Here is a 23,761-nt window from a genome sequence, read left to right as displayed (position 1 = left end):
TATTCAGCGGTCTTATTCTCTCAATGGCCCAGTGATATACTGCGGCGCTGCAAGACCTGATTATCAGGCGAATAAAAGGCCCTCCATTCAATAATGAACAAACCCTATCCAACCCGCAGCAAATCACTGTATCTCGTGGTATAACGCGGTGAGAGCATATCTCGCTTCATCGCCCACGGTTGTTGTATACCTTGTCCGGCAAAATAGAGCGTTCCTTTACCCTTTTCAGCATTGAGCGTATCCAGAACGGCCATCAGCTTATCGCTGTTATGCCGTGGAGCGTTGTCATCAAAAAGATTCAACTGTGCAACACCTGAGCTAAAAAAATCGCCCAGCATGACCCCTGCTTTTTGATAACGTAGCCCCTCTCGCCATATTGCGTCCAGGCTACATGTGGCCGCCCTTATAATTTCCCGACTATCCTGGGTTGGTGTCAGCAGTTTTATCGATGCGCTGTTACCGTAATACGGTTCATTCAGGGAAAATGGGCTGGTTTTGATAAACGTAGAGATAAACCGGCAGAACTGGTGCTCTCTGCGCAGCTTTTCCGCAGCACGTGAAGCATAGGTACAAATTGCCTCTCGCATCGCGTTGTAATCCGTGAGTTTTTCACCAAACGATCTTGAGCAGATAATTTCCTGCTTAACTGGCGCAAACTCCTCCAGCTCCAGGCAAGGTTCACCGCGCAATTCCCGCACAGTGCGCTCAAGCACAACGTTGAAATGTTTGCGGATAAAGCGAATATCGGTATCTGCCAGGTCGCAGACCGTTTTAATGCCCATAGCGTCAAGTTTTTTACTGATACGGCGTCCAACACCCCAGACTTCATCAACCGGAAGCGCAGTCATCAGCTTACGCTGGCGCTCAATATTCGAGAGATCCACCACCCCGCCAGTCTGTTCCTGCCACTTTTTGGCAGCATGGTTAGCCAGCTTGGCCAGGGTTTTGGTCTGGGCGATACCGACCCCAACCTTGAGGCGTGTTTTTTGTAAAATGGTTGCTCTGATTTCCCGACCAAAATCCGTCAGCTCCCGGCAGTTTCGCACGCCCGTTAAATCGCAAAAGGCTTCATCAATACTGTACATCTCCACGCGCGGCGACAGCTCCTCCAGAATCGACATCACCCTGCTGCTCATATCCGCATACAATTCGTAGTTCGAACTAAAACAGAACACGCCATAGCGCCTGAACAGATCTTTCTGTTTGAAATATGGTGCGCCCATATTAACGCCAAGCGCTTTTGCCTCCGCACTACTGGCAATGACACAGCCATCGTTATTTGAAAGAACGACAACGGGTTTGCCCTTAAGATCGGGCCGGAATGCCGACTCACAGCTGGCATAAAATGAATTAACATCCACCAGCGCAAACATAATCAGCCCGCAGATTTAATGATGAATGTCACCACGCCAAATATATCCAGCGTGTCCTCGCTGCCGATCATGATCGGCGCGTAGGCGCTGTTCTCTGGCTTCAACATCACCACCGGATGCAATTGCAGGCGCTTAACGGTGAATTCGCCTTCAATAGCAGCAACCACAATGTCTCCGTGGGCCGCTTTTCTGGCACTGTCGACTACCAGCAAGTCGCCAGCACCGATCCCTGCCCCCATCATGGAGTCGCCAGACGATTTAACAAAATAGGTTGCGCTGGGATGCTGCACCAACAGATCGTTGAGATCGATACGTTTCTCAACGTAATCCTGCGCAGGAGAGGGAAAACCGCAGGGCACGAGATCGCTAAATAGCGGGAAGTGTTTGATTTCGCGGTGTTCAACTGGCTGGAAAAACAACATAATAATCTGCCTCTCATATAACTGTGTTTATATACAGTAGTTTTAATGAAGACAGTGATCAAGTGACAAGTGTGGCGAATTGAGCGTTGTTTAACCATCTTGTCGATAAGCTTTTATGATGTCTGGAAAAATAATCGGCTAAAAAAATGCCCCACATTTGCGGGGCATTACCTCAGGAGCGTTTTCGCGGCATCATGCGCAACAACGTATTGTCCTTCCAGAAATAGTGATGCATCAGGGCAGCACCAGCATGCAGAGCAATAACAAAATAACCCAGATTTGCCAGCGTCACGTGCCAGGACTTCAGCATATCCACTAAATCAAAGTTCGCCTCTGGCGCATGCGGCATAACGATGCCGAATGCAATCCACGGGTTACCCCGGTTGTACATCATCACCAGCCCAATAATCGGCAGGACAATAAACAACAGATAGATAACCAGATGCCCCAGATGCGCCATTCCGGTCATCATCGGCTTCGGTTTTGGCACAATCGGCGGAGCCGGGTATTTCAGCCTGACCAGCAGACGCGCCACCATCAGCGTTAAAATAGTGATACCGCAGGAGACGTGCACCATGTTGAACAAGGGGCGATAGCTGCGCGGGAAAAATCCGCGAAACTCCATGGCGCTGTACGCCACAATAACCAACAAAAAGACCAGCCAGTGAATACCGATTTGCAGGCCAGAATACTTATTCCCCATAACACTTCCTGAATAAAAACAATAATGCGTCAACATAACGGGCTTTTGTTAAAAATTCATTAACTTTTGTTCACCCATTTTCAGTCGCTTACGCTTAACCGCAAGAACCGCTATTGCCGAGGATGCCTGTCTGGACTAAGCCTGGTAGGGAAAATATGTCGTACCGCCTCATCCTGACAGGAGAAAACCATGAGTAAAATTGGCATTAACGGTTTTGGTCGTATCGGTCGTCTGGTATTGCGTCGACTACTGGAAGTCAAAAGTAACGTGGAGGTTGTGGCCATTAATGACCTCACCTCGCCCAAAATTCTCGCCTATCTGTTAAAGCACGATTCAAACTACGGCCCGTTTCCCTGGAGCATCGACTTTACCGAAGACGCGCTGATTGTCGACGGTAAAAAAATCGCGGTTTACGCAGAAAAAGAGGCCAAAAATATTCCGTGGAAAACGACTGGCGCTGAGATAATCATCGAATGCACCGGTTTTTATACCTCGACAGAAAAAGCCAACGCGCACCTGGATGCAGGGGCCAAAAAAGTGCTGATATCCGCCCCGGCTGGCGATATGAAAACCATCGTCTTTAACGTCAACGACGATACAATGGATGCGAACGATCGGATTATCTCGGTCGCATCGTGCACCACTAACTGCCTCGCACCGATGGCGAAAGCCCTGCACGACAGCTTCGGTATTCAGCTTGGCACCATGACCACCATCCACGCCTACACGGGAACGCAGTCGCTGGTTGATGGACCTCGCGGGAAAGATCTGCGCGCCTCACGGGCAGCAGCGGAGAATATCATTCCCCATACCACCGGAGCCGCCAAAGCCATTGGTCTGGTCATTCCGGCATTGAGCGGAAAATTAAAAGGCCACGCCCAGCGTGTTCCGGTGAAAACAGGATCCGTCACGGAACTGGTATCGGTATTGGGGAAAAAAGTCACTGCTGAAGAGGTCAACAACGCGCTGAAAAAAGCCACGCAAGACAATGAGTCATTTGGTTATACCGATGAGGAAATCGTCTCGTCAGATGTCATTGGCTCGCATTTCGGTTCGGTATTTGATGCGACACAAACCGAAATTACCGAAGTGGGCGATCTGCAACTGGTAAAAACAGTCGCCTGGTACGATAACGAATACGGTTTTGTCACCCAACTTATTCGTACGCTGGATAAATTTATCAAGCTCTAATGTTCTGGCGGAGGCTCGCCTCCGCCCTCTTTCATTTTCCGCGAATTCAATACGTTGTGAGTCTCTCCCCGTTTTCGATTCACTGACTGTGCTATAGCTAACCTTTGCCACTGAGGGAGCATAGTAATGGAAGCACTGAGTCGTGAAACGTTAGAAAACATGATGGAGCAAGCCGTTGCTAAGGCCACCACCGTCTCATTCTGGCCGCAGGGTGAAGCCCCCGGAGCAAAAAACAGCGATGCGGTGTTTACGCCTGAACCCCGACATACAGGAACATCTCAGTATGATCGTGCGGTCACCGGTATTCGCGCCCCGGAAATTACCGTTTATGCCCCCGCAAAACCTAACGGCATAGGAATCCTTGTCACGCCAGGCGGCTCTTATCGTCGCGTGGTGATGGATAAAGAAGGCAGCGTACTGGCACCGTTCTTTAACGCTCGCGGTTATACCCTGTTTGTGATGACCTACCGCATGCCGGGTGATGGCCATGAGGAAGGCGCAAACGCGCCGCTGGCCGATGCCCAGCGCGCCATGCGCTACATTCGCGCCAACGCCCATGAATGGAAAATTAACCCTGATCGTATCGGTGTGTTGGGCTTCTCTTCCGGTGGTCACGTGGCCGCCAGTCTGGGAACCCGGTTTGCCGAAACGGTTTATATGCCGATAGATAACGTAGACGAGCAACCTGCGCGCCCTGCGTTTATGGCACTGGTGTACCCGGTTGTCACTCTGCGCGAAGACATCGGTCACTCGGGATCTCGTCTTGAGCTGGTTGGCGCTAAGCCCGAAAAGGAAGATCTGCGCCACTATTCTCTGGAAGAACGCGTGGATAGCACAACGCCGCCGACATTCCTGCTACACGCCATTGACGATCCGGCGGTGAAGGTAGAAAACAGCCTGGTCTTCTTTAATGCGCTACGTGAGCAGGGCGTTCCGGTCGAAATGCATCTGTTTGAACGGGGTAAGCACGGATTTGGTATTCGCGATGCGCAAGGGTTACCGCTGGCCATCTGGCCGGAAATGATGATGAACTGGGTAGCCACTAAAGTGTGAGGATGGCGCCGGGTGGCGTACAGACTCACCCGGCGAAAAACTTAGGACTGCAGATACACCACTTGCGTTTGCAGGTATTCGTTCAGGCCATGTTTACCATCAGCCCCGCCAATCCCGGACTTACGCCAGCCAGCGTGGAAGCCCTGCATCGCCTCGAAGTTTTCACGATTAATATAGGTTTCGCCAAACTTCAGCCCCTTAATCGCCTTCATTGCCGTATTCAGATTCTGCGTATAGATCGATGAGGTCAGACCGTAGTCGCTGTCATTGGCCATTGTCAACGCCTGTTCCAGCGTATCAAACGCTACCACTGGCAGCACCGGACCAAACGTCTCCTCGTGCATAATCGCCATCTCCTGGCGCACGTCTAACAGTAACGTCGGCGGGTAGTAATAACCTTTGCCGACAACAGCCTTACCGCCCAGCACCACTCTGGCCCCTTCCTGCACCGCTCGTGCGACTTTCTGCTCCACACGATCCAGCGCAGCGGCGTTAATCAGCGGCCCCATCGCAATGTCATTGCGTTCGGCCGGATTGCCAAACTGCACGGCTTTCATCGCCTCACCCAAACGATTAACGAACTGGTCATAGATACCTTTCTGAACGTATACGCGCTCAGCACAGTTGCATACCTGTCCGGTATTGATCACCCGCGAGTCAACAATGGCCTTCACCGCCAGCTCAAGGTCAGCATCGTCCATCACGATAGCCGGAGCTTTACCACCCAACTCCAGACAAACTTTAGTGATGTTTTTGGCCGCTGCGGCCATAATTTTTTCGCCCGCGCCGACGCTGCCGGTCATACTCACCATCGCCACCTTCGGGTTTCCGGCCAGCTCCTGACCGACCGTTTCACCGCGTCCCAGCACCAGATTAAAGACCCCGCGCGGTAAACCAATGTCATCAACAATTTTGGCAAAGGCGATGGCGTTATTCGGTGTGAATTCACTCGGCTTAATGACAATGGTATTCCCCGTCAGCAAGGCGGGAGCCAGTTTGCGGGCAATCAGGAAAAACGGGAAGTTCCACGGCAGAATACCCGTCGTCACGCCCAGTGCACGCTTAAACAGCAGGATATTCTCACCCGGGCGATCGCTTTGCAGGATCTCGCCTTCATAGCGACGCGCCCACTCCGCCATGTAATCGATATAGTCGGCAGTAAACGCGACTTCAACGTCAGCCAGTTGTCGAATTTTTCCACCTTCCGCCACAATCAACGCGCTGATTTCATCGGCTCGCTGGCGGATACCCACAGAAATTTTGCGTAACCAGTTTGCCCGTTCAATGGCAGGCAACGCTTCCCATTGCGGCTGAGCGCGATCCGCGGCATCGATCGCTTTACGCGCGTCTTCGGCACGCCCATCGGGAATACGCGAGATAATCTCTTCCGTGGCCGGATTGACGACATCAATCCAGGCGTCATCGTGCCAGGTCACAAACTGCCCATCGATATACATAGGATGTTGTACGGGTACTGACATGCGGCTCTCCTGTGATTGATTTGTTTTTAACAAGTAAAACTATTGTTAATTAATATCAATCATGCATGGCGCATTATCGCTGGAGTGGCGGTTCTGTGAACTGCTTCATAAAAGCGCCTGGCAAAGTGATGATGAAGAGAAAAAACGGGTGGGCTTTCTGCCCGTTTGCCGTAAAACGCCGACAAACGGGCAGAAGGGATTACAGCGAACGGCTCTCAAGTAAGTCGGTCAGCGCGGTATCATTTTTTAGCTGCTGCCAGGCTTGCTCAACGTCCTGAGGAATATCAACATGGGCGATAAAATCGCGGCCGCAAGGCCCGTAGCCGGTTGCATCATCACGCAGGCGCGGAAGCTCACCGGTAATGAGAGACAGGTAACGATCCACCGACCACAGACCTTCGGCGGTCGGGGCAAAATCCACGCCGTCGCCCTGCTCAATCAACTCGGGGACAAAACCGGGGAAACTGATCCAGCGTGGGGCCTGAGGGTCGTCACGCGTGACGCGTTCAAATGTCGCCATGGTGCGGCGCTGCATGGTAGGGTCTTGCACCACAATGACGGTCCCCATGGTTTGGGTCGCCTGACGCAGTAACGCACAGCTAAACCGGGCGTTCTCCCCACAGTTGGTGGACTGATCCTCTACCCAAATCTTCTCACCAGGAATGTGCCAGAACTGGTGCGCGATATCGGCAAGGATCGCCGCTTCCGCGCGACCAGTGGTACGAATCGTGTGGTAGCGTGGATGCTCTGCGATGGCGGCATACAGAAAGGTCGTTGAGTGACCGATACCGCCGCTAATCAGCAAGGGAACCTGTTGCTCTTTCGCTATCCGACAGGCTGCATCGATGGTCGGGATCACTGCGTTCCCGGCCAGAATCACGCAATCTGTCTGCACCGTAATATTTTCAGCGAAATCATTTTGCGCCAGCCATTGCCCCACGGTGTTAATCGCCGCAAGGGTGCTAGCGGAAAGTGGCGGAAACTGTCTCATGTTCATGACTCCTGGAGTTTGTTCTTTACCAGATACAGATGCCGGATGGCGGCTACGCCTTATCCGGCCTACGGTCCAGCACTGCGTTAACCCGTAATCTGATCCATTGCCTGCAGGATACGCTTATCCGAAATCGGATACGGCGTGCCAAGCTGCTGGGCAAAGTAGCTGACGCGTAGCTCTTCTATCATCCAGCGGATCTCTTTGACATCGTCATCTTCGCGGCGCGCGGGCGGCAGTTTATTGAACCACTGCTGCCAGGCCTGCTGCACGCTGTCCACTTTCAGCATCTGCGCGCGATCGCGGTGTGGATCGATGGCCAGTTTCTCCAACCGTTTTTCAATCGCCTGCAAATAACGCAGCGTATCGCCCAGACGTTTGAAACCGTTGCCGGTGACGAATCCACGGTAGACCAGCCCGCCCATTTGCGCTTTGATATCCGAAAGCCCCAGCGCCATGGTCATATCTACGCGACCTTTCAGACGTTTGTTGATATTAAACACTGCGGTCAGGATCTGTTCGACCTGCTTCGCAATCTCCACCACCGTATCGTTCAGTTCAGCCCGCACTTTTTCATGCAACGCCGCAAAGCCTTCTTCGGTCCACACCGGACCGCCGTTGGCGTCAATTAGCTGATCCACACCGCAGGAGATACAGTCGTCAATCAAATCCAGAACTTTACCGTACGGGTTAAAGTACAGCCCCAGCTTGGCTTTATTGGGCAGCTTCTCGTGCAAATATTTGATTGGCGATGGAATATTCAGCAGCAACAGGCGGCGTAAACCGCACCACATCGCCTGCTGTTGTTCCAGCGGATTATCAAACAGTTTGATGGCAACGCTGTCACGCTCATCGACCAGCGCCGGCCACGCTTTCACCTTATAGTTACCGCGTTTTTGTTCGTAACTTTCCGGAAGCCGGCCGAAGCTCCAGATGTGCAATCCACTCTGTTCGATACCGTCATCGGCCACCGCAGACAATGTTTCCTGAACTTTGCCCTTCAGCGCATCTTTCAAATCCTGTAGCGAACGCCCTTCCTGCAGCTTCTTGTTCTTATCATCCACCACCCGGAAGGTGATTTTTAGGTGATCAGGCACCTGATCCCAGTGCCAGTCTTCACGGTCAACGGTGACGCCGGTCATGCGGCGCAGTTCACGCTCCAGCGAGTCCAGCAGCGGCATTTCCAGCGGCGTCACTCGGCCTAAAAACGCTTCCGCATAGTTCGGTGCGGGTACAAAGTTGCGTCGTACCGGTTTTGGTAACGATTTAATCAGGGCGATCACCAGTTCGCGGCGCAGCCCTGGAATTTGCCATTCAAAACCGCTCTCGTCGATCTGGTTGAGCAGCGGGAGTGGAATATGTACGGTCACACCGTCCGCATCGGCTCCGGGTTCGAACTGGTAGCTCAGGCGCAGCTTAAGGTTACCCTGATGCCAGAAGTTCGGATAATCCAGCTTACTGATTTTCTCCGCGCCCTCTTTGATGAGCATGCTCTTTTCAAAGTTGAGCAGATCCGGTGTTTCACGGCTGACCTTTTTCCACCAGCTATCAAAGTGACGAGCAGAAACCACCTCATGGCTGATACGTTGGTCGTAGAACTCAAACATCGTTTCGTCATCGACGAGAATGTCGCGGCGGCGTGATTTGTGCTCTAACTCTTCCACCTCCGCTCGTAGTTTCAGGTTATCGCGGAAAAACGCATGGCGCGTTTGCCAGTCACCTTCCACCAGCGCATGACGAATGAACAGTTCACGCGATAACGCAGGATCGATCTGACTGTAATTCACCTTACGGGCCGCAACAATCGGTAAGCCGTAGACAGTGACTTTTTCTGTCGCCATCACAGCACCCTGCGCGCGTTCCCAGTGCGGCTCACTGTATGAACGTTTGATCAGATGCTGGGCTACCGGCTCCACCCATTCAGGATCGATACGCGCGGCAATGCGTCCCCACAAGCGGCTGGTTTCCACCAACTCCGCTACCATCGTCCACTTCGGCGGTTTTTTGAATAAACCTGACCCCGGGAAGATCGAGAAGCGAGCGTTACGCGCCCCGGTAAACTCCTGTTTATCGGTATCTTTCATCCCGATATGAGACAGTAAACCGGTCAGCAACGCGACGTGGATCTCCCGATATTCAGCAGGTTCGCTGTTAACCGGAATACCCAACTCTTTCACCACCTGGCGCAGTTGTGTGTAGATATCCTGCCACTCTCGCACGCGCAGATAGTTCAGAAAGTCGACTTTGCACTGGCGACGAAACTGGTTTGACGACAACGCTTTTTGCTGCTCGCCGAGATAGTTCCACAGGTTCACAAACGCGAGGAAATCAGACTCTTTGTCGTGGAAACGGCGGTGCTTCTCGTCGGAAGCCTGCTGCTTGTCCATTGGACGCTCGCGCGGATCCTGAATGGACAGCGCCGAGGTAATGATCATCGCCTCACGTACGCAGCCATGTTTTTGCGCTTCCAGCACCATGCGCGCCAGACGCGGATCCACCGGCAGTTGCGACAGCTGACGGCCCAACGGCGTTAACTTGTAAGCTGTTGCCTGTTCGTCGGTGGTTATCGCCCCCAGCTCTTCGAGCAGGCGTACACCGTCCTGAATATTGCGCTTATCCGGCGCTTCAACAAACGGGAACGCCGCGATATCGCCCAGCCCCAACGCGGTCATCTGCAAAATAACGGATGCCAGGTTGGTACGCAGGATCTCCGGGTCGGTAAACTCCGGACGCGACAGGAAATCGTCTTCGGAATACAGACGAATACAGATCCCTTCCGAAACACGACCGCAGCGGCCTTTACGCTGGTTGGCAGAAGCCTGCGACACCGGTTCAATCGGCAAGCGCTGAACTTTGGTGCGGTAACTGTAGCGACTGATACGCGCGGTGCCTGGATCAATGACGTATTTGATTCCCGGAACGGTCAGCGACGTTTCTGCCACGTTGGTCGCCAGCACGATACGGCGACCACTGTGCGACTGGAATACACGGTTCTGCTCACTGTTTGAAAGACGCGCATACAGCGGCAACACTTCGGTATGGCGTAAATCCAGCTTATTCAGGGCATCGGCGGTATCACGGATTTCACGTTCGCCGCTCATGAAGATCAGAATGTCGCCCTGACTTTCACGGCCTAGCTCATCTACGGCATCAAAAATCGCCTGCAGTTGGTCACGCTCGGTGTCATCTGCATCTTCAACAATCGGGCGATAGCGCACTTCCACCGGATACGTTCGGCCGGAGACTTCGATAATCGGCGCGTTATTGAAATGCTTTGAAAAACGTTCAGGATCGATGGTCGCCGAAGTGATGATAATTTTTAGATCCGGGCGACGCGGCAGAAGTTCTTTCAGATAGCCGAGCAGAAAGTCGATATTCAGACTGCGTTCATGCGCTTCATCGATGATGATGGTGTCGTACTGCATCAGCAGTCGATCCTGCTGGATTTCCGCCAGCAGGATACCGTCCGTCATCAGCTTGACCATGGTGTTATCACTGACATGATCGCTGAAACGAACTTTATAACCAATACAGCCGCCCGGCTCGGTCTGCAGCTCTTCCGCAATACGGTTCGCCACGGTGCGCGCCGCCAGACGACGCGGTTGGGTATGGCCGATCAGCCCTTTTACCCCGCGCCCCAGTTCCATACAGATTTTGGGTAACTGGGTGGTTTTCCCCGAGCCGGTCTCGCCAGCAACAATCACCACCTGATGATCGCGAATTGCGTCCAGAATATCCTGTTTTTTCTGGCTGACGGGCAGGTTTTCCGGATAGCTGATTTCCGGACGCGCCGCTTCACGCAGCACAACTTTACCGGCTGCCTGCTCAATCTCTTTCGCCATCTCCTGGTAAATGGCCTGTTGTGCATCAGGATTTTTAACCTTCTTCACACCGTGCAGGCGGCGGGCAAAACGCTGTCTGTCACGCAGCATCAATGAATCCAGCTGTTGCTGCAACATGTTGAAGGTTAATTTTTGTTGTTCTGTCATAGCGTTAAAAGGCAGTGCTCTGCCGGGTTAAATCTCTTTTAGATGATGGGTATAGAGTACCACATCGGCGCTTTTCATGTGTTGTTCAATAATTTCGAACATAGGATTCGATATATTGCGCTATCACTGCGACAGGATTGTGAATAAAGTGTCAACAAGCAACGGGGCTCACCCCCTTCAAACACATAAAAGGAAACACCCATGAGCAAGGTATTAGTTCTTAAATCCAGTATTCTGGCAGGGTACTCTCAGTCTGGTCAGTTGTCTGATTATTTTGTTGAACAGTGGCGTGAAAAGCACTCTGCTGATGAAATCACTGTCCGTGACCTGGCAGCAAATCCTGTACCGGTACTGGATGGCGAACTGGTGGGTGCGATGCGCCCGAGCGATGCACCGCTGACGCCGCGTCAGCAGGAAGCGCTGGCGCTGTCCGATGAGCTGATTGCTGAGCTGAAAGCGCATGATGTGATTGTTATCGCCGCGCCGATGTACAACTTCAACATCCCAACTCAGTTGAAAAACTACTTTGACTTGATTGCCCGCGCTGGTGTGACTTTCCGTTATACCGAGAAAGGCCCGGAAGGTCTGGTGACGGGTAAACGCGCTGTGGTGCTGACCAGCCGTGGTGGTATCCATAAAGATACACCAACCGACCTGATCACGCCGTACCTGAACGTATTCCTGGGCTTTATCGGCATCACCGACGTGAATGTCGTCTTTGCTGAAGGTATTGCTTACGGCCCGGAAGTGGCGTCTAAAGCACAATCCGACGCGAAAGCCGCTATCGACAGCGTAGTCGCTGCCTGATAATTTCCCCTCTCACCGTCCGGTGAGAGGGTTTCTCCGGCACTTACTTCTTTACCTGTACCCGTATCTGTTTGCCGTGAATGCGATTAATATCACGCCAGATGGTTGCATAATCCCTGCATTTCGCCAGATTCTCTTCCCAGCAATGAAGCAAAAATTGTTCAGGCTCCGCGACATCCCGGCTTAACAGTTTGAATACCCAACGATTCCAGACATACCACTTGAGAAGCCACATGATTTCACCCCACAACGCGACCGGTGTTGGACTATATCAGCATCCATTTTATGCCGTGTGGCAACTATTGCGATGTCGATGAGTAATTTAGATGGATACTACACAAGCAGTACCAGCCAGACAGCCCACAGAACAATAACCAAACGAAGCGTGTACCGACACTGTTGCAATGCGCCTGACTGCCGGTCGGCCAGCGTTAACGTTTTCAGTCGCTCACGACGCCAGATAAAGCACAGCGCATCGCCTGCCTGCACATTGTTATGTGCAGTGATCAGCGAAAAATAGCGCTCGTCGAGCCATAATCGCCAACAGCCAAACCAGACAATGGCGCACAGCAGCGCGATAATGGCACGCAGGATACCTGGCGGTGCGGCAAAGAGCACCCACACCATCGGAGCGAGGGAAAAAAGCAGGATGAAGCGCCAGCTTGCCAGCGTGTGCCGCAGCAAACCATGCCGAAGCATCTCATCTTCTGTTACGTTGTCACTTTCCGTTGCCATTGTTGCAGCATCTCCAGATGTTTATCAGTCAGCACCACCTGCGGTCGACACGCACGGATCTGTGCCACGGCCTGCTCTACCGTGGTTGCATGGCCATGGCGTAACAGCCACGCCGCAATCACCATCGCACTACGCGATAGTCCTAAAGCACAATGCACCAGCACCGTACCCTGCGTCTCACGCAGGGTCTCCAGACTGCTCACCGCCTGCTGAAGTTCAGCTTCATTCGGGATCACTAAATCCAGCATTGGTACGCAGTGATACGTTCGTGAGGCCGTCGCCCGTCCACGAGGAAACTCAAAGGTCACGTCCAGTACCGCATGTTGTGCTGGCTCCTGGCGCGGAAAACTACCGAGATACACTCCGGGTACCACCGAACTTACCGCAGGCAAACGGCGGGTAAACCAACGCATCGACAGCCACATTCCTGCTCGCCATGGCAATGACAGCCAGTAAACAGCAGGAGGGAGTCGGCCCTGCGAATCTTTCGCCGTCGTTGCCGCACCGAATCCAGCGTAGCCGCACCCGGCGATCAATAACGCCAGCGCAGGCCATAACAACCATGGCGTCAGCAACACTGCGGCAATGAAACATACTACCGCCCCCATCAGGTATCGCCGCAGCAACCTCACGCGCGCTGCATCCGGTTTACACCAGCGCCAGCGGCGTCGTTCCGGTACCATCCAGTCAATCAACATTCCTGCCGCCAGTCCGGTAATAATATCGATAAAATGATGTTGCCAGGTGGTAAGAACGGATATAGCGATCAGCAAAAACCAGCTATCACAGAGTCTGCGCCAACCGCCTGACAGATAGCGACTGAAATGCCGCCACAACAGCCAGCAGAGAATAATATGCAGTGATGGCGACTGGTTATATGGCAGATCGAACTGCTCCAGTTGTGCAAACAGCCAACCCGCCGCCCCCGTCACTTCGGGACGCGTAAAGCTAAACTGCAACGGAAACAGTAAAAAACCACCGCAAGCAATCACCGATGCCAGTACCAGCCGGAGCACCAGTCGACGCTGCTCGAAACGCGTGGTGCAAATAAACAGGGATAATCCGTAAAACAGATCCAGACTCCAGTAAGGAAGAATGGTCCATGGAATAAAAGGAATGGCCGACTCCCAGTTAAAAACGATACTTCCAACGTTCTGATATTGCGCGTCTTGCCAGGCGGTAAACTGATTTACCTTGCCATACGTAAGGAAAAAAAAGGGCGCCAGCAGCAGTAACCAACCGACTGCCTGCACCATGACTTTACGCTGCTCAGGAAGCACGACGCACCGCCATGGAAACGGTGAAAATCCCCCACTCATCAATCAGTTGCGTACGCTTTTCAAAACCCGCGTCACGAACCAGCGCATCCATTTCCCCCTGCGTACGCACACGCATCACCCACGCTTTACCGTCTTTATGGCTGGTCAGCGACCAGGCGATCGTTTTTAGCTGTGGATGCCAGGGCTGCCCGGTATAGATCAACACGCCCCCCGGCGCTATCGCCTCAGCCAGCCCGGCCAAAGAGTTTTTGACCAGCGTGTTTTCAGGAAACAACTCGTATAAACCGGAGACAATCCCTAATGTGGGACGAGGTTCCAGCGCTGCCAATTGTTCGCGGTTGAAGGCATCACCTTGTTCAAAGTGCGCAATGTCAGTCATGCCTCTGCTGGCGATCATTTCGCGACCTTTATTCACGTTCAGCTCACTGTAATCGCGCAATAAAATTGAACTTACCGCAGGTTCTCTTTCCAGCGCATCGAGTACATAGCGTCCATGTCCGGCAGCAATATCCACCACATGCACTGGCGCGCCCTGCTCCGCCAACTGTGCGACTGCCTGGCTAGTCAGCCTCTGCAAATGAACCTTACGCTGGCGGATCCCCTGCCAGCCGACATTGTTCAGGTAGTTTTTGTCAATTAAACGCCCCAACGCACTGCTGCCCTGAGGCTGGTTGCGATAGACATAATCCAGCGTACTACCGGAATCAAAACCGGTGTCAAATCCCAGACGTACGCCCATAGATTGCGTCCCCAGAAGCTTCATGCCATAGCGCAAACCGCGGTACGCTAGATCTTCAAGAGAATACGGCTCAGGTCCGCCATTGAGCATCCGCCAGGTATCCGCTCCCGGGCTCCAGCGGTCTTCGTTACTGTAATCAAAACGCTGTGCCGGCGTAGCATAGAGCGTCGTAATAAAATCGCGCATTTTATCGAACGCCAGGTGCCGATCTTTTTCGCCCAGCGTGTCGTGGTAAAAACCCGGCAGCACGTGCAATTCTTTAAGTGGGTTTCTCAGACGTTGATAAAAATCAATCTGCGGCTGGCGATGCACAACGAAATCATCCGCGGACACCAGCAACTGTACAGGTAACGTAATGGCAGCGGCATCGCTGACAATTCGCTCTGCCGTTTTGTAGAGATCCAACAGGATGTTTACCGCAATGGCCCGGGTGATCTGAGTATCAAGGTTAAAGCTGGCCACGCGATCAACATCGTGCGTCAGGTATTTGCCTTTAACATAAGAATTAACGAAGAACAGGCCACGCAGCCGGTGCAGTAACGTTAACCCCTGGCGGGCAAACGGCACATACAATTTCACTTTGAAAGCCGGTGACGCCAGCACCAGTCCACGAATATCAGGCGCATAGTCATGTGCCCAGGTTGCAGCCAGTACCGCGCCTACGCTTTGGGCTACGACGACCACATCTTCCATTGCGGCCTGGCTGTCTGCTGCGGCGAAACGTACGAATTCTTCAACATCCTGCACCGAGCGCGCCAGCGAGGGGCTATAACCACGCTGGCCCGGCGAGTGTCCGTGACCACGTGCATCCCAGGCATAGAATACGGTGTCCGGCATCGCCAGTTCGTCCACAATATGCTGCAGCCGCCCGGAATGTTCGTGTCCACGATGGAACAGAACAATCACTTTGGGTGTCATGCCCGGCGCAGGCGCAGGCCAGTGACGATAAAACAGCACGGCGTTATCGCTGGTCAAAAAATGTCGCTCGTCTGGCACTCGTGTATTATTCATGTGGCTGCATTCCTGTGGTTTGTTGCTGTAGCAGCAACAACTGCTGCCTGAGTTCGTCCATGAAGCGGTGTTTATCATCATGAAAACGCAATGATCTGCCAATATTGACGTCAATAAACAACGGCAGCGGTATACGATTCCCTTTCGCCATTACGTGTTCCGTCCCACGTAGCCAGACGGGAATAATCGGCACGTCCGACACTCGCTGGCTCAGATGCCATAACCCAGATTTAAGTGGTGACAGTTTTCCCGGCTCGCCGCGCGTGCCTTCCGGGAAGAGGATCAGGATCTTGCCGTCGCGTAATGCCTGTTCACACTGCGCCAGTGGATTGGTTTCTCCGCCCTTACGCGAAATGGGAATAATGTTGAGTATATTCAGCGCAAACCAGGCCATCACCTTATTACGCAGGAAATAATCAGCAGCAGCCACAGGATGAATAGACGCCTGGCGGCGCAGCGGAAAGAGCGAAAGGAGTGCAAACACGTCCATATGGCTGTTGTGATTGGCGACAATAATCGCCGGGCCACGAGTGGGTAGACGCTCCCGATGCCTGATACGCAACCCAAGCCACAGCCATATCACTGGCCAGACAATGCAAAGCGTAAACAGCGTTCGCAGAATTGAGCTCATCATAAGTTAGTAGCAAAAGTAGCGGATGAAATGGAAAAAAACAGGAGCGGTGAAGATCAGAGAATCCAGTCGATCAAGAATGCCACCATGGCCTGGCAGCAGTGTTCCGCTATCCTTCACGCCGATATCACGTTTTATTGCCGACATCACCACATCGCCACAAAAACCGCTGAGGCCGATAATAAAACCTGCCAGCAGCGACAACGGTAAGTTTAATGGCGTCATGACTGGCCCAAGCACCGCCGCCATCAGCGTAGTCGTTGCCACGCCGCCGACCAGTCCCGCCAGCGTCTTGTTAGGGCTGACCTTAGGCATAACCTTGATACGCCCAATCGATTTGCCCCACAGGTACTGCGCAATATCGTTGAATTCCGTTAACCCCACCAGGAAGAGCACCAGTAATGCGCCAGTTTGTTTGCCATCATCAGGTAGCACCAGCAAAAATGCGACATGGCTGAACGCAAATACGGTGGTCATCAGGCTCCAGTGATGCTGCGAGACAAAACGTAAGAAGCCCTGCGTATCACCCGCAATCACCATACGAACCGGTAAGAATAAGAATGCATAGACCGGGATAAAGACGACAAACATGCCGTACCAGTTGATGCCAATCAGCCAGTAGTTAATCGGAATAGCAATGAACATCCACAGCAGCGGCATGCGATCGGTTTGACGCGACGGTGCCAGCGTCAAAAACTCCTTTAGCGCCATAAAACTCACTAACGCAAAAAAGGTTAACGCTAGCCAGTGTGGACTTAAAATAGCCAAAGAAAACAAGACGATGATTACCCACCAAGTGCGAATACGTAACGTCAGTTCCCGCCAGTCTTTGCCTGGTCGTCGCCACACCAGTAATCCATTCACCACCGTTGCAATCAACAGCAGCGCAAAAATGACCGCGAGTGACTTCTCTAACAGCATCATTTCACGACCTCGTTACGCAATGCACTTTTACAGCGATTAATTACCGTCCATAGCAGTAAGAGCGTAGCAATACCCCAAAGCACATTGTTCCACTGCACAACCTGTGGCCACAGCGCCAGTGCCAAACCCCACGCGCCAAATACCAACGCTCTGTCGCTTTTACCCAGCGGTCCGGCATAGCTGCGGACGCCATTAATCGTTTGTGCCAGGACGCCGCAAAACTCCGTCATCACCGCACAGAACAGCATCATCATAACCAGTAATACGTTACTGTCGGGGAGCAGCATAAACGGCAGGTAAAGCGCAATGTCGGAAAGAATGTCTCCGCTTTCATTGAGAATGGCCCCAAGTCGCGATTGTTGGTTGCATTCCCGCGCCAGCATGCCGTCCAGCGCATTGAGCGCCATCCGTATAAACAACACGATGGGCAGAAGAACAAAACACTCAGGTTGGGGGAAAATAACCAGCACGGCACCGGTCACAAAAGAAAGCGCCATCGCGGTAAGGGTAACGTGATTCGCCGTGACGCCTTTTTTATGTAACCAGAACATGACAGGTCGCAAAAGCGCCTGAAAGGCGGGCTTTATCTGATAAAGCGTCATCATCACTCCTTGATAATTTGTTGATTTAAATATAGTGGATTAATTAACCGTTGCCGCCTATTACTTTTTATGGGAGTAACTGAATAAATTGAGTTAATAAAAATACGCTATTGTTTTTTCAACCACTTACCATTTATACCCTGAACGTATTCACCCGGTTTAGCGCGAGCAACCAGCTTTTGCCCGGCCATTTTTGCTACTTCATCTGGCGGAATATTATTGCTCTCTGCCAGTTGCTGATAGCTGGCGTTGCGCGCTTTATTAATCTCACTCACCAGTGCCTGCGTTTCGGCATCGGTTTGCAATGCAACCAGATAGCCATTGAGCGTTTCTCCTACTCGACCCTGAGTTCTGGCTTCATTCAGGGTCAATGCCCACGCATTGCTACTGAGTAAACTCAGAACGACCAGCGCCACTGCAAACTGTTTTCTCATCATGACCTCAGAACAAATCGCTGCGCGATTTCAATAAGCTTTCGACGTCTTTATCAACTTTGATATGGATCTCATGCTCGATTTTGACGTTCATATTAATAGTGATGGGCTCTTTTGGCGCAGCCACTTCGATTCTGGGAGTGCACCCTACCAGCAGAGATGAAGCCAGCAGACCCAGCATGGCAGCTATCGTTTTCATTGTTGTTCCTCACATTCCTTGCCTTCCGGGCAATGGGTTTCCGGCAGCGCTGCATTTTGTTCAAGCCATGCCTGTAAATTGTCGCCAAAACGCAAGCTGCGCCATAGCGTAAAGACGTTTTCCTCGTGGGTATAATTCAAATTAACTGTACCTACTTTGCCATCCACCCGACTATTGCCAGTCACGGTTGACTGCATGGTTAAGACACCGAGGTTATCCAGATTTATTTTCGTCCACGAATGGCTTATTTCCATATAACGCAGCCAGTTAATGGCCGCCCCCGCCGCCATGTTATCTTTGACGACCGCATCAGCGGTATCCTTATCAATACGCAACGTCATCGGCCCTGGATTAGTCAACCAGCCGTCTTTAATGATCCATTTTTCATTATCCAGCCATAATGGCAACGCGCCACTGACCGGGCCAGACATGGCGAACTGTTTGGGGTTAACCGCACTGATAAGCTCGCTGGAAGAGATATTCTGCACTCGCAATAAGGCCGGATCGTGCTGCGGCATCCGCAGTTGCTGCATGATGATTTTACCCCCCAGCAGATCAGCACTGACATCGCTCAACAATAACGGGTTGTTTTCACTCCAGGGGTACGCCCCCTGCAGATCGGCGGCGATATTTTTCACTGTCACCTGATTCACCACTTCCGCAATACGCAATGAAATAGGTCCACGCGTACCCAGTTGCCATGCACCTTCACTAAACCGGAAAGGCAATACAAAATCGACACCGTTGATTTGGTTATCGGGCATCCAGGCGCTACCGCCTTTTAACACTCCATGACCGCCCGCTTCAAAGCCCTGCTCCGGGGCTGCCGAAAACGCGACCTGCGCATACAGCTCACCTTCTCGTAGCTTCATTTTCCAGTCAGGTGGGATCAGCGGTTGGAATACGGTGAGCGATTGTTTTGGCCACCAGGCCTGTCCGCGCAGGCGGATACCGTCCCAACGACCATTCAACTGTACGGGCCCAATCGCCCCAGCGTGAAGCTGGCCTTTGAACTGGAAGATTGTCGGATCGCTACCATCGACGCTGAACTTCAGCGTCGATGGTGGTAACACGCTTCCCCCGGTGAAGGTGGTGTTCCCTGCGTCCAGCGACAGCGCGCCGCTAAATGTCGGTTTGGTTGCATCCCGCACCCAGACTATCGGTTCGTCCATCACCAGACGTGGGTTTTCCACCTTCATCGTGCCGTATTGCAGATGATCAAATCCGGTGGAAAGATCAAATAGCTTCAGGGTGTTGTCATGCCATTCCCCCTTACCCGCTACGTCCCAACGGGCATGCATCGGCGTAAAGCTGCCTTCACCCCAATATCGCCACTGCCAACGACCAGCATCAGGAAGAAAATCATTTGCCAGGCCATCCAGATGCAGTTCAAAGCCCCCCATCTGGTTTTCATGCGCACGTAAAATAGCCTGCAGACGCCCATCCACACCGCGTTGCGTGACTTTTACCCCTGCCAGCGGCCAGCGAATCTCGTCAATATCCAGCGAATCAATCACCCGCCCACGTGAGCGCAGCAGCGCCCCTGGCTCGAAAGCCAATTGCGGATCGTTCAGACTTCCGGTGAGTCTCGCGGGTAATTTCGCGTAGAAGATCAGATCGCCCTGTTTCGCTTCACCGGTCAACTGTAGCGGCATCTCGCTACTATCCATGCCAAGCTTACCCGGCCCCAGCGTTAATACGGCATTTCCTTTACCGGCGTCGCCATGCGTCAGAACGTTCAGACGCCCACTCACCACCGCGTTTTCCAGTCCTGCCTGCCAGTTTTCAACTTTCATGCCCAGCCGGCCACTTAACGGGAATCCCTGATAAGGCCAGTTCCAGCGTCCGTCGCTGATGGTCAGTTGCTGGCGTGTTATTTCCCACGGAAGGTCAAGCAGCGGATCGGCATTATCCCGCGCCATGACGATCAGTTGTCCGCTGTTTTGTTGCCACTCCAGTTCGGCGTCCACAAGCGTAGGTTCTTGCGGCAAACTTAACGTCGCAACCGCATGACCGCTTACCGGCAGTCCATCGGGCACCAGTGGCATAGTAAATTCACCGACCAGTCTTACCGGCGGCTGGCCTTCAAATGCCGCAACATCCAGCTCAGTTACTGTGAGGTTTTGCCCGTGCAAACGCCCCTGGAATTTAACTTTGTCCCCCTGGTAACGCAGCTGTTGAGTAGAGGGTGTAAGCGAGAGTGACAGTTTTCCCTGCCATTCCTGCCATGGAGAGAGAATAAGTTTGTCGATGTTAATCCAGGTATTAGGCAGCATTGACTGCCATTCAGCCAGCGTTTTGGGCGCTACTGGCGACGGCTCTGTCTGTGGCAATTTGGCCAGGCAAGCTGAGTCCAGCTCGATGGTCCCGACATTCAGCAACCAGCGGCTGGGGTGAGACAGATCCGCCTGAGTAATACGCGCTAGCGGACAATCTTCAACCAGATAGCGGAGTTCAGGTATATGTAACCCATGCCGTGTCAGCCGCGGGCTCTCGTCCAGCGCGATGCGTGTTCCAACGGGTAACCAGATACCCACCAACGTAGGCACCCACAGGCCAAGCGTCATCACTAGCGTCAGCGGCACGAGAATCAATAATAAGAGGAGTGCCAGAACGGCTTTATATTTACCCTTCATGGGTAGTTAATATCCTGATTTAGCAAAAATTTAAGCCGGTTTAGGCCTGTATTGTGGCATGTTTAACTGGATATGCCCACATTAAGGATAGATAACCGTTTTATAGGCACGCTGTTACACGTGCCGTCGGGGATATTAAGATTCAGACTCAATGGGGCCTCAGTTGTCCATCGCTATGTTTAGGTCCTATACGACCAGCTTCTATCAGAATTTCTTCAATGAGTTCTTCGAGGCACTCCCTACCATGATGATCGCAGACCAGATGTACCTGCCGGGAAATCTCATCAGGTTTCATACCATCGCATAATGCCGCCTTCAGCATTAAGGTGGCCCATCGTTTTGCTTCAGAGTGAGTTAGCATGACTCCTCCCGATATTTGCTACCTGTATAAGCGTAGCTGTCAGGATGTGATTCGGCTGGCTTTTTAACCACGTTGTCTTTACCGGCATGAGCTGGATGAAAATTCTCCAGTTGTTGAAAACGCGTAATCTGCCCACACTAACCAGATATACGTTGGAATTATTCATTACGTCTATGACTATCAATAACTTTTTATATTTTGTAAAATAATTTGAATTGGATTAATGTGACGTCAAAATCACTGGAGAAAGTCTTATGAAACTCGCCATCTATAGTACAAAACAGTACGACAAGAAGTATCTGCAGCAGGTTAACGAGGCTTTTGGTTTTGAACTTGAATTCTTTGACTTTCTGTTGACGGAAAAAACAGCCAAAACCGCCCATGGCTGCGAAGCCGTGTGCATTTTCGTCAACGACGATGGTAGCCGCCCTGTTCTGGAAGAGCTGAAAAAGCATGGCGTGAAATATATCGCGCTACGTTGCGCCGGGTTCAACAACGTCGATCTCGACGCTGCAAAAGAGCTGGGTATGCAGGTCGTACGTGTGCCAGCCTATTCACCGGAAGCCGTCGCTGAGCATGCGATTGGCATGATGATGACGCTGAATCGCCGCATTCACCGCGCTTATCAGCGTACCCGTGATGCCAACTTCTCTCTTGAAGGGCTGACCGGCTTTACCATGTATGGCAAAACGGCTGGGGTGATCGGTACCGGTAAAATCGGTATTGCGGCCCTGCGGATCCTGAAAGGTTTTGGTATGCGCCTGCTGGCGTTTGATCCCTACCCAAGCGCTGCTGCGCTGGAGTTAGGCGTTGAATATGTCGATCTTAAAACGCTATTTGCCGAGTCCGATGTCATCTCTCTGCACTGCCCGTTAACACCGGAGAATTATCATCTGCTCAATCATGAAGCCTTTGAGCAAATGAAAAACGGCGTGATGGTTATTAACACCAGTCGTGGTGCATTGATCGACTCGCAAGCCGCTATTGATGCGCTGAAAAACCAGAAAATTGGTTCTCTGGGTATGGACGTGTATGAAAACGAACGCGATCTGTTCTTTGAAGATAAATCCAATGACGTGATTCAGGATGATGTGTTCCGTCGCCTGTCGGCCTGTCATAACGTGCTGTTTACCGGGCATCAGGCGTTCCTGACCGCCGAAGCGTTAACCAGCATTTCTGAGACTACGCTACAGAATCTGGCACAAATCTCCAAAGGCGAAACCTGTCCAAACGCCCTCTTCTGATTTCCGTGCTCCCCTGGATTCAGGGGAGCATTTTCAGACAATCACCGATGATAAAACACTCAGTATCATTATTATATTGAATGTATTCCCGTCACAAACCCAGAGAAATAGAATGAAGAAAGTTGTCACGTTGATTGCGCTCAGCATGCTGATGGCTGGCTGTGTGAGCAATGGAAAAGTGTCCGTCAATCGCGAACAGTTGCAGCATCACCGCTTCGTTTTGCAGAGCGTCAATGGCAAGCCGGTAACCGTCGCCAATAACCCACCTGAATTAAGTTTCGGTGAAAATATGACGGTGTCGGGAAAAATGTGTAATCAGTTCCATGGTCAGGGCAAGCTGTCCGACGGTGAATTAAAAGTGAAAGACATGGCAATGACGCGCATGATGTGCGCCGATCCACAGCTTAACGCGCTCGACGGCATCGTCAGCGAGATGTTTAAGCAAGGCGCACAAGTTGATCTGACTGCTGACCTGTTAACACTGGCTACGGCAGAACAAACGTTGACGTTTAAACTGGCAGATTTAATGTAGTAAAAGCAGTGGCTCAATAATTCCCACAGCTTCCGGCGGCAAGCGACTGCTCACTACAGCGTTTGCCGTTAGGTAATGCACACATGCCGATGGCAGAACCATCCAGTTGGCGTGCCACGGAGAGCGAACCTCCAATCATGGCGCAATTTGCCTCTCCAGAACTGGACATTGCGGCCTTCATCCCCGGTGCGACATGAGCGGCTGTTGCCTGCTGAACAGGTTCACTGCTGCACGCCGATAATAATAACGCGGCACACCCTACCCAAAACGCTGCGCGCATCTTACTCCCCTCTGAATATTAACCAAACGACACAGCCATAAATAATAGGCAGCGGAAACACTGCCGTCGAGAGGCAAAATGCGCATTTATGCGTGCTGTTTACATTTTCTGGCAATTTTTTGGCTACTCCTTTGATCAAACCA

22 protein-coding genes are annotated in these 23,761 nt (G+C 52.2%); 5 read left to right on the top strand and 17 right to left on the bottom strand.

From position 1 onward, the window contains the following. Positions 1 to 104: 104 nt before the first annotated feature. From GUC46_RS11420 to cybB, 3 genes are all read right to left on the bottom strand, one after another. Positions 105 to 1,373, bottom strand: coding sequence for a Y-family DNA polymerase (locus GUC46_RS11420; protein WP_115489489.1), 1,269 nt, complete (start codon positions 1,371 to 1,373; stop codon positions 105 to 107). A 2-nt stretch (positions 1,374 to 1,375) separates the two neighbouring features. Next, positions 1,376 to 1,795: a translesion error-prone DNA polymerase V autoproteolytic subunit gene (locus tag GUC46_RS11415; protein ID WP_003020321.1), complete on the bottom strand. Its 420-nt coding sequence runs from the start codon at positions 1,793 to 1,795 to the stop codon at positions 1,376 to 1,378. A 172-nt stretch (positions 1,796 to 1,967) separates the two neighbouring features. Continuing rightward, positions 1,968 to 2,498, bottom strand: coding sequence for a cytochrome b561 (gene cybB, locus GUC46_RS11410; protein WP_044700084.1), 531 nt, complete (start codon positions 2,496 to 2,498; stop codon positions 1,968 to 1,970). 189 nt (positions 2,499 to 2,687) lie between these two features. On the opposite strand from cybB, the gene gap reads away from it, so the two are divergent. Both gap and GUC46_RS11400 read left to right on the top strand, forming a co-directional pair. Beyond that, positions 2,688 to 3,689: a type I glyceraldehyde-3-phosphate dehydrogenase gene (gene gap, locus GUC46_RS11405; RefSeq protein ID WP_003020325.1), complete on the top strand. Its 1,002-nt coding sequence runs from the start codon at positions 2,688 to 2,690 to the stop codon at positions 3,687 to 3,689. Positions 3,690 to 3,815: 126 nt separating this feature from the next. Beyond that, a complete protein-coding gene (locus GUC46_RS11400; protein ID WP_003843756.1) occupies positions 3,816 to 4,742 on the top strand; it encodes an alpha/beta hydrolase in 927 nt (308 codons plus the stop codon). Positions 4,743 to 4,783: 41 nt separating this feature from the next. Here GUC46_RS11400 and aldA read toward each other — a convergent pair whose 3' ends face one another. The 3 genes from aldA to hrpA form a co-directional block, all read right to left on the bottom strand. Beyond that, the gene (gene aldA, locus GUC46_RS11395; protein WP_160180197.1) at positions 4,784 to 6,223 is read right to left on the bottom strand and encodes an aldehyde dehydrogenase; all 1,440 of its coding nucleotides are present in this window, start codon (positions 6,221 to 6,223) and stop codon (positions 4,784 to 4,786) included. A 199-nt stretch (positions 6,224 to 6,422) separates the two neighbouring features. Then, complete coding sequence (locus GUC46_RS11390) at positions 6,423 to 7,220, bottom strand: YdcF family protein (protein ID WP_171820670.1); 798 nt, start codon at positions 7,218 to 7,220, stop codon at positions 6,423 to 6,425. 80 nt (positions 7,221 to 7,300) lie between these two features. Further along, the gene (gene hrpA / locus GUC46_RS11385; protein ID WP_057101459.1) at positions 7,301 to 11,203 is read right to left on the bottom strand and encodes an ATP-dependent RNA helicase HrpA; all 3,903 of its coding nucleotides are present in this window, start codon (positions 11,201 to 11,203) and stop codon (positions 7,301 to 7,303) included. A gap of 201 nt (positions 11,204 to 11,404) precedes the next feature. Between hrpA and azoR the strand changes: the two genes are divergently transcribed. Then, a complete protein-coding gene (azoR, locus tag GUC46_RS11380; protein ID WP_003843763.1) occupies positions 11,405 to 12,010 on the top strand; it encodes an FMN-dependent NADH-azoreductase in 606 nt (201 codons plus the stop codon). 43 nt (positions 12,011 to 12,053) lie between these two features. Here azoR and GUC46_RS11375 read toward each other — a convergent pair whose 3' ends face one another. From GUC46_RS11375 to GUC46_RS11330, 10 genes are all read right to left on the bottom strand, one after another. Further along, on the bottom strand, positions 12,054 to 12,245 hold the full coding sequence (locus tag GUC46_RS11375; RefSeq protein ID WP_003020344.1) for a hypothetical protein: 192 nt from the start codon (positions 12,243 to 12,245) through the stop codon (positions 12,054 to 12,056). A gap of 98 nt (positions 12,246 to 12,343) precedes the next feature. Continuing rightward, positions 12,344 to 12,745, bottom strand: coding sequence for a hypothetical protein (locus GUC46_RS11370; RefSeq protein ID WP_044710836.1), 402 nt, complete (start codon positions 12,743 to 12,745; stop codon positions 12,344 to 12,346). Next, positions 12,721 to 14,025: a phosphatase PAP2/dual specificity phosphatase family protein gene (locus GUC46_RS11365; protein ID WP_032935646.1), complete on the bottom strand. Its 1,305-nt coding sequence runs from the start codon at positions 14,023 to 14,025 to the stop codon at positions 12,721 to 12,723. Before GUC46_RS11365 ends, GUC46_RS11370 begins: the two co-directional genes overlap by 25 nt. Next, positions 14,015 to 15,775, bottom strand: coding sequence for a bifunctional alpha/beta hydrolase/class I SAM-dependent methyltransferase (locus tag GUC46_RS11360; protein ID WP_130714625.1), 1,761 nt, complete (start codon positions 15,773 to 15,775; stop codon positions 14,015 to 14,017). Before GUC46_RS11360 ends, GUC46_RS11365 begins: the two co-directional genes overlap by 11 nt. Further along, positions 15,768 to 16,409: a 1-acyl-sn-glycerol-3-phosphate acyltransferase gene (locus GUC46_RS11355; protein ID WP_044710840.1), complete on the bottom strand. Its 642-nt coding sequence runs from the start codon at positions 16,407 to 16,409 to the stop codon at positions 15,768 to 15,770. Before GUC46_RS11355 ends, GUC46_RS11360 begins: the two co-directional genes overlap by 8 nt. A 3-nt stretch (positions 16,410 to 16,412) precedes the next feature. Beyond that, the gene (locus GUC46_RS11350; protein WP_044710842.1) at positions 16,413 to 17,330 is read right to left on the bottom strand and encodes a phosphatidate cytidylyltransferase; all 918 of its coding nucleotides are present in this window, start codon (positions 17,328 to 17,330) and stop codon (positions 16,413 to 16,415) included. Then, complete coding sequence (locus GUC46_RS11345) at positions 17,327 to 17,932, bottom strand: CDP-alcohol phosphatidyltransferase family protein (RefSeq protein ID WP_032935638.1); 606 nt, start codon at positions 17,930 to 17,932, stop codon at positions 17,327 to 17,329. Before GUC46_RS11345 ends, GUC46_RS11350 begins: the two co-directional genes overlap by 4 nt. A 107-nt stretch (positions 17,933 to 18,039) precedes the next feature. Beyond that, positions 18,040 to 18,366 (bottom strand): YdbL family protein, encoded by a 327-nt coding sequence (locus GUC46_RS11340; RefSeq protein WP_096890377.1) that lies wholly within the window; start codon positions 18,364 to 18,366, stop codon positions 18,040 to 18,042. 7 nt (positions 18,367 to 18,373) lie between these two features. Beyond that, positions 18,374 to 18,565: a YnbE family lipoprotein gene (locus tag GUC46_RS11335; protein ID WP_003020350.1), complete on the bottom strand. Its 192-nt coding sequence runs from the start codon at positions 18,563 to 18,565 to the stop codon at positions 18,374 to 18,376. Continuing rightward, positions 18,562 to 21,201: a YdbH family protein gene (locus GUC46_RS11330; RefSeq protein WP_130714624.1), complete on the bottom strand. Its 2,640-nt coding sequence runs from the start codon at positions 21,199 to 21,201 to the stop codon at positions 18,562 to 18,564. Before GUC46_RS11330 ends, GUC46_RS11335 begins: the two co-directional genes overlap by 4 nt. A 615-nt stretch (positions 21,202 to 21,816) precedes the next feature. Here GUC46_RS11330 and GUC46_RS11320 point away from each other — a divergent pair. Continuing rightward, a complete protein-coding gene (locus GUC46_RS11320; protein WP_003020354.1) occupies positions 21,817 to 22,806 on the top strand; it encodes a 2-hydroxyacid dehydrogenase in 990 nt (329 codons plus the stop codon). 112 nt (positions 22,807 to 22,918) lie between these two features. Further along, entirely contained in the window at positions 22,919 to 23,338 is a 420-nt protein-coding gene (gene hslJ, locus GUC46_RS11315; protein ID WP_160180194.1) for a heat shock protein HslJ, read from the top strand. A 13-nt stretch (positions 23,339 to 23,351) separates the two neighbouring features. Here the strand turns inward: hslJ and GUC46_RS11310 are convergent, their stop codons facing one another. Beyond that, positions 23,352 to 23,618, bottom strand: coding sequence for a DUF333 domain-containing protein (locus tag GUC46_RS11310; RefSeq protein WP_003020360.1), 267 nt, complete (start codon positions 23,616 to 23,618; stop codon positions 23,352 to 23,354). Between the last annotated feature and the right edge of the window lie 143 nt (positions 23,619 to 23,761).

Origin of the sequence: Citrobacter sp. LUTT5 (assembly GCF_009905315.1) — a bacterium.
Taxonomy (GTDB): domain Bacteria; phylum Pseudomonadota; class Gammaproteobacteria; order Enterobacterales; family Enterobacteriaceae; genus Citrobacter; species Citrobacter freundii.
The sequence above is the reverse complement of the archived record's forward strand: the minus strand, read 5'-3'. Positions and strand labels throughout refer to the sequence as shown.